General features: G+C 68.8%; 7 protein-coding genes. 3 read left to right on the top strand and 4 right to left on the bottom strand.

Annotated features, from left to right (window positions below):
- The 3 genes from HMPREF3105_RS04610 to HMPREF3105_RS04600 form a co-directional block, all read left to right on the top strand.
- The coding region (locus HMPREF3105_RS04610) for a vitamin K epoxide reductase family protein (RefSeq protein ID WP_305791327.1) at positions 1-405 on the top strand (405 nt) is incomplete at its 5' end.
- 54 nt (positions 406-459) lie between these two features.
- Entirely contained in the window at positions 460-837 is a 378-nt protein-coding gene (locus HMPREF3105_RS04605) for an ArsR/SmtB family transcription factor (protein ID WP_036313828.1), read from the top strand.
- Positions 838-867: 30 nt separating this feature from the next.
- Positions 868-1776 carry a cation diffusion facilitator family transporter gene (locus HMPREF3105_RS04600; protein ID WP_036313825.1) on the top strand — a complete coding sequence of 303 codons (909 nt, stop codon included), beginning with the start codon at positions 868-870 and terminating at the stop codon, positions 1774-1776.
- A 205-nt stretch (positions 1777-1981) separates the two neighbouring features.
- Here HMPREF3105_RS04600 and HMPREF3105_RS04595 read toward each other — a convergent pair whose 3' ends face one another.
- From HMPREF3105_RS04595 to HMPREF3105_RS04580, 4 genes are all read right to left on the bottom strand, one after another.
- A complete protein-coding gene (locus HMPREF3105_RS04595; protein ID WP_036313821.1) occupies positions 1982-2599 on the bottom strand; it encodes a recombinase family protein in 618 nt (205 codons plus the stop codon).
- A 124-nt stretch (positions 2600-2723) separates the two neighbouring features.
- Positions 2724-3872: a TniQ family protein gene (locus HMPREF3105_RS04590; protein ID WP_168167993.1), complete on the bottom strand. Its 1149-nt coding sequence runs from the start codon at positions 3870-3872 to the stop codon at positions 2724-2726.
- Between the two features lie 14 nt (positions 3873-3886).
- On the bottom strand, positions 3887-4804 hold the full coding sequence (locus HMPREF3105_RS04585; RefSeq protein WP_049147597.1) for a TniB family NTP-binding protein: 918 nt from the start codon (positions 4802-4804) through the stop codon (positions 3887-3889).
- On the bottom strand, positions 4798-6465 hold the full coding sequence (locus HMPREF3105_RS04580; protein WP_102708790.1) for a Mu transposase C-terminal domain-containing protein: 1668 nt from the start codon (positions 6463-6465) through the stop codon (positions 4798-4800). The genes HMPREF3105_RS04585 and HMPREF3105_RS04580 overlap by 7 nt, the downstream gene beginning before the upstream one ends.
- Positions 6466-6661 lie beyond the last annotated feature (196 nt).

Raw genomic sequence — 6661 nt, 5'->3', positions numbered from 1 at the left:
CAGTCCGAGCTGTTCGGCTTCCCCAACCCGCTGATCGGCATCGTCGCCTTCGCCGTGGTGATCTCCACCGCGATGGTCGTGCTCTCCGGGGCCCGGCCCGGCCGCGGGTACTGGCTCGGGCTGCAGGCCGGGGTCACCCTCGGGATAGGGTTCGTGGCCTGGCTGTGGTTCCAGGCCCTGTACGAGATCTACATCCTCTGCTTGTACTGCATGATCGTCTGGGCGGCCATGATCCCCCTGTTCCTCCTGCTCACCGCCCGCAACCTCGCCCACGGCGTGATCCCCGCCCCGCCGGGGGTGGTCCGGTTCGCCACCGGCTGGGCCGGGACCCTCATCGCCGTCGCCTACGTCGCCGTCGCCGGCTCGGTCTTCGTCCAGTTCCTCCCCGCCTTCACCGGCTTCTGACCGGTCCTGGGGCGCGACCTCGCCATTATCGACTGAAGGCGCTATCATCGTCGTATGACGATGATTAAGGAGCCGGGGGTGTCCCCGGCGGCGGGCCTGGGCCCGGCGGCGGCGCTGTTCCACGGGTTCTCCGACCCCACCCGGTTGGCGATCCTGCGGCACCTGGCCACCGGGGAGCACAAGGTGCGCGAGCTGACCGAGCACCTCGGGTTGGCCCAGTCCACGGTCAGTGCGCACCTGGCCTGCCTGGCCGGCTGCGGGTTGGTGGCCTCCCGGCCGGTGGGCCGGGCCTCGCTGTACGCCCTGGCCGCCGAGCCCGAGCTGCTTCAGGTGCTGGCCGCCGCCGAGCGGCTGCTGACGGTCACCGGGCACGCGGTCGAGCTCTGCCCACACTCCGGCACCCCGGGCCCCGACGGCCCCGCCGCGGCCTGAGCCCGGTCCCGGAGAAGGAGGACACAGTTAATGGGTGCACACCACCACGCCTCGCCGGCGCACCGCTGGCGGCTGGCGGTCGCTTTCGCCATCACCACGGCGGTGCTGCTGGCCGAGGTGGCCGGGGCGCTGATCACCGGCAGCCTGGCCCTACTGGTGGACGCGGCGCACATGCTCACCGACGCTGGCGGGTTGCTGATGGCCCTGCTGGCCTCCACCCTGATGGCCCGGCCGCCCACGGCCCGGCGCACCTGGGGGTTCCTGCGCGCCGAGGTGTTGGCCGCCCTGGCCCAGGCCGCCATCCTGCTGGCCGTGGGTCTCTACGCCTTCATCGAGGGCCTGCAGCGACTGTTCGCCCCGCCCGAGGTAGCCTCCGGCCCTCTGCTGCTGTTCGGGATCCTCGGCTTGGCCGGTAACCTCGCCTCGCTGGCCGTCCTCGGCTCCGGCCGCGGGGCCAACCTGAACATGCGCGCCGCGTTCCTGGAGGTCCTCAACGATGCGCTGGGCTCGGTGGCCGTGATCGCCAGCGCCCTGGTCATCGCCACCACCGGCTGGGCGCAGGCCGACGCCGTGGCCGGGATGCTCATCGCCGTGTTGATTGTGCCCCGCACCCTGAAGATCCTGGCCGAGGCCGCGCACATCCTGCTCGAATCCACCCCCCGGGACCTGGACCTCGCCGAGGTTCGGGACCACCTTGAAGCGGTGCCGCACGTGGTGTCCGTGCACGACCTGCACGCCTCCCAGATCGCCACCGGGGTCCCCGTGCTCAGCGCCCACGTCGTCGTCGAGGACCACTGCTTCCACGACGGGCACGCCCCCCAGATCCTGGACCAGCTCCAACACTGCGTCGCCGAGCACTTCGACGTGGCGATCGACCACTCCACCTTCCAACTCGAACCCGCCGCCCACGCCCACCACGAACACCCCACCCACCACTGACCCAGTGGGGCTGGTTGAGCAATAGACGCGTCCGCAGGAGGAACCCCCCACCGGACACACCCGCAGCCGACATGGATGAACAGTGGCACGCCACTAGGGACATCCCGCATGACCCGTCCGGTGGTCCGTCCCGCGACGGCACGTCATACGACACGCCCCCGGGTGGGTCACCATCGGCGGCACACAGCTCCGCAGCCCGCGGTGGTCATCGGCGTTGGGCCAGCACCTTCTGTCCGGCTTCGCGCAGTTCCCCGGTGGGTGAGACGTGGCGGTAGAGGGTCTGGCGGGTGATGCCCAGTTCCTTACACAGGGCACCGACGTTGGTGTCCTTGTTCCCCATCGAGGCCATCGCCAGGCGGATCTTGGCCGGGGTCATCTTGTAGGGCCGGCCGCCCTTGCGGCCTCGGGCCCGGGCCGAGGCCAGGCCGGCCTTGGTGCGTTCGGAGATCAGCTCGCGTTCGAACTCGGCCAGGGCGGCGAAGATCCCGAACACCAGCTTGCCGGAGGCGGTCGTGGTGTCAATCGCCGCCCCCTGGCCGGTGAGCACCTTCAGGCCCACGCCCCGCTCGGTGAGCTCGTGCACGATGTTGACCAGGTGGCGCAGGTCCCGGCCGAGTCGGTCCAGCTTCCACACCAGCAGGGTATCCCCGGCCCGCAGCGCTTTCAGGCACGCGGCCAGATGGGGACGGTCATCGCTCTTGCCGGAGGCCTTGTCCTCGTACAGAGCCTCCGGTTCCACGCCGGCTTCGAGCAGGGCGTCGCGTTGCAGGTCGGTGGCCTGGGAGCCGTCAGCCTTAGACACCCGCATGTACCCCACGAGCACCGCCCACCACCCCTGTCATTTATTCGATCGTTTATGTGACACGAGGCCCGCAGAGCGAGATGTTGAGAAATATTGTCACGTAACCGGTCATTTATTCTACGTCTCGCAGACGGTCACGGCGCAGCTATGGTGACAGGTAGTCCGAAGGGATGCCGAGCTCGGTGAAATTGCTCCGGACGCCTTGGATCACTTCGTCGTTGTCGCGGCGGTACATCGTGCAGAAGTTGAAGAGTTGGCGGGCGGTCTCGGGGGTGGTCCGGGCTTCCTCGACGACGGCCTGAAAGTTCTTTTTGATCTCCTGCCAACGGATGGCGGTGGGGTCCGTGGTTTGTTCGGTGCTGCCGGGGTCGCGGGAAATGTCCGGTTGGGGCAGGAACACCTCGGCTTCGCGTCCGGGGCAGGTCATGGCCCGGGTTTCGAACAGGTGTATCGCGGTGGCGGCGGCTTCCAGGGACTGGAGTTGGCGCTGATCGGAGAGTTCCTCGTAGGGGCGCCACGGGCCCTGTCCGGCGCGGACCGGGTGGCCGGTGCGGTCCCACACCTGTCGTGTCAGCCGGCCGGGTGCGCCGCATTCGATGATGGTCGCGCCGAGCTCGTCGAGCAGCGTCCTGAGTAGTCGGAACCAGAGGCCTGCGTGCACCCGGTGTCGGGGAAGGGCGACGGATCCTGTGGTCAGGGCCTGCCAGGTCCGCTGGCCCATGCTCCGGATCGCCGCCCCGACCGGTCGCGGCTCGGGCCTACCCGGCGAGACGTGCCAGAAGTCGTGGTAGCCCACCGGGCCGTTGTGGCGTTCGAGTCGGCAGTGGTGGACGGGGCAGGAGAGCATTAGGGGCACCAGCCACGCCAGTTGGTAGGGGCAGGGAGGGGTGGATTCCATGGTGCAGCGCGGACAGGCCCGGTGTTGCCAGCCGGCATCCGTGGGCAACCAGGCCCGCCAGTCCTCCACGGTACGGTCGCGTCTCCTTCCCCGGGGCAGCAGTACCGCCAGCTGGCGGGTATAGGTGGTGTAGGCCTCCGCCGCTGGCTCGAGTTGGTCCAGCAGCCAGGGGGTCTGCCCGCCGAGAGTCATGGCCCGTATGGTGTCGGTTCCGGTTCTGGTGCGGCCGGCTAGCTGGTTGATGAATTCCTCCGGGGCGGCCACGTCCAGGTCCCCGGGGCGGGAGATGCAGAACCCGGTATCGAGAACGAGGTCCTCGACCTCGGCCCCGTAGCGGTGGGCTATCCGGCGCAGCCAGGAGGTGAGTGCCTCACCGGTGACCGGGGCCGGGTGCACCGGCCACCGAGTGCTCACAGCAGCTCGCGTTCGAAGACCCGGCGGCGTTCGGTCGGCCCGGTGTAGTTAGCCATCGTCAGGGTCCGGTGGTCGATGGCCTCGAGGCCGGACTCGACGGCGGCCACCGCGGCCGCGGTCAGCAGGTGGGCCAGCTCCCCGATGGTGCCCTCGCTGCGGGCCAGCAGGTAGCGGGCCATGTCCTCGGTGTCGATCACCGATGGTTTCCGGAGGGGGAAGGAGGCGGCGAAGCTGGCCAGCAGGGATCTCGCCTGGTCGTCGGCCTCCCAGAGCGGGAGCACGAAGGGTTCGAAGCGGTTCTCCAACTGGTCATCGGAGCGCACCGCCAGGTAGGCCTCGCGGGTGCCGACCCCGACCAGCGGGATGCGCAGTTCGTTGCCCAGAAACCGCAGTAGGTTCAGGAACTCCCGACGGGTGTCCCCGCGACCGGCCAGCACGTTGTGCAGCTCATCAACGACCAGCATCCGCGCCCCGACCTCGCGCAGCAGGGACAAGGCGAGGCGTTCGAGCTCCACCAGACGAGGCCGGGGCCGCAGGGGTGCGCCCAGGACGGACAGGATCGCGGTGTAGAACCGCAAGGGTGATGGTTCCGAGGGCATCTGCACGCACACCACCGGGACCTGCTCCCGGTCCGGTTCGGAGCTGGGCGGGTGCTGCCGGCGGAAGCGCTCGATGATCATCGACTTGCCGTTGTTTGTCGGGCCCACCAGTAGCAGGTTGGGCATGCGCTGCTTCGCCGGCCAGCCGAGCATGGTCTCCAGACGCTCGACGGCCTCGACCGCCTTCGGGTAGCCGATCCAGCGGTCCGCGCGGATCCGCTGGACCCGCTCGGCCGCCGGCAATCGCGCCACCGGCTGCGCGGCCGGGTGCAAGTGGGACAGCTCCAGCGGCTCGTACTCGTTGGCATTCACCATTGCTCGATCTCCCCGAACCGGGCCACCACATCCAAGTCCGTTGGTACGACCGGTGGTTCCGGCACCGGGGGCGTCGGCCTCGTAGTGGTCGTCCCGGTCTGGGTGCGGCGTTGCCTCTCGCGGCGGGTGCGCTTGGTGGTCTTCTGGGCGGTCTCGGAGATGGTGCGCATCTGCTCGATCATCCGGAACAGGCCCGACTCGTCGACTTCGGTGGCCCCACGCTCGCGCAGCCGGGCCAGAGCCTGCCGGTGCTCCCACACGCTGACCGCCGGGTTCGACAACGCCCGATACGGGACCTCGATGTACGCGGTGCCCTCGGGGTCCAGCACCCAGATGCGGCTGATATCGCGCGGATCCCGCCGGATGAGGAACCGCTCCAGGGCCTCGCGGCGTGCGATCCACGGCTTGAGCGCATTGGCGAAATAGTGGACATGGTCCAGAACAAACCCGGTGCGCGTGAGCTTGCGGCGGAACACGGGCAGAAAGTCCACTAAGAACGCCGTTGGGTTGGCCGTCGTCATCGGGGTACTGGTCGCTGCGACCGACTCGACCCACCGTCCGGCCGGGGTCTGGCCCAGCGTGGAGTGCACCGTGTCGTGGTAGGTCGCCACAGCCAACACCAGCCACCGCTCCAACTCGGCAATCGTCAGTGCGGCCATCTTCTCGGCGTCGTACGCTCCACGCTCGACTGGGTTCGAAAACGTGGTCCCCGGCAGCTCGTGGATCTGTCGCATGGCCGTGCCGATGACCCGCTCGACGATCCCGCCGTAATGCGGCCGGCCCAGCGGGCGGTAGTCGAGGCTGATACCGTGCTGGTCGCACCCGCGGGTGAGCGCTTCGCTCTTGAACTCCCGAGCATTGTCCACATACAGGGCCTTCGGCTTGCCACTCATCGGCCAGGCCGCGTCGATTCCGAGCCGCTCCAGCCAGGGCCGCTTGTCACCGGCCGCATGGGCCAGGCACAACCCCACCGACACCGCCGAGGGCGGCTCCAAGGTCACCACCATTCCAACCAGACACCGACTGCACACGTCGATGGCCACCGTCAGATACGGCCGTCCGATCGGCTGACGGTCACGGTCATCGACCACGATCAGATCCATGACCGTGTGATCGATCTGCACCTGGTCCAGGATCGACTCGACTACCGGAACCTCGTCCCCGGCCGATTGCAACGGCCGGACGCTCTCGGCCCCCTCGCGCCGCCGGCCCACCTCGACCGGATTCATCCGAGCGATCCGCGCGGCCACCGTGTTCCGTGCCGGAGCCGGCAGCCCCTGCACGGCGCAGGCCCGCGTGATCTCCCGATGCAGGGAGGCAATGCTGCGCTTCTGCCGGGTCAAGTACCGCTGGCACACCAGCTCACGGATGATCTGCTCCACTGGCTCCGTCAGCCGGCCCCCACCCTTGCCACCATCCGATCGCCGGGGGACAAGATCAGTGACCAGGCCCGAGCCCCGCCGGTACCGCTCCAGCAGCACGTACACCCGGCGCCGGGAGATCCCCAGCTCCATCGCGGCTTCGTCGACGGCAGCCAGTCCCACTGGATCGTGCTCGGCCAGGCGACCGATCACCCCGGCCCGCAACCGGGCCTGCTCCCACTCACGCTCGGGCACCGCAAGCACGCCCGGTCCAGCCATCTCATCCTGGTCGCCGTCCACGCCCGCCTCCTCATAGAGAACAGGACTACTGAGCAGATGCGACGCTAGTGCACAGGACTACTGAACGACCAGGGCTCGGGAGTCGACGACACCACCCCCGAGAGGACGGGCCCGAGAGCGCAGTCGACTTCTGAAAATGACACGAGGACTGAGCTCGCTCGACGTACGGTGAAGGATCCCCTTACGGGCATGCGAT

The sequence above is a fragment of the Micrococcus sp. HMSC31B01 genome (assembly GCF_001816085.1).
GTDB lineage: Bacteria > Actinomycetota > Actinomycetes > Actinomycetales > Micrococcaceae > Micrococcus > Micrococcus luteus.
The sequence above is the reverse complement of the archived record's forward strand: the minus strand, read 5'-3'. Positions and strand labels throughout refer to the sequence as shown.

Excerpts from the sequence above, each read along its gene's own strand:
- HMPREF3105_RS04605 (WP_036313828.1), top strand. The coding sequence starts at position 460 with ATGACGATGATTAAGGAGCCGGGGGTGTCCCCGGCGGCGGGCCTGGGC.
- HMPREF3105_RS04600 (WP_036313825.1), top strand. The coding sequence starts at position 868 with ATGGGTGCACACCACCACGCCTCGCCGGCGCACCGCTGGCGGCTGGCG.
- HMPREF3105_RS04585 (WP_049147597.1), bottom strand. The coding sequence starts at position 4,804 with ATGGTGAATGCCAACGAGTACGAGCCGCTGGAGCTGTCCCACTTGCAC.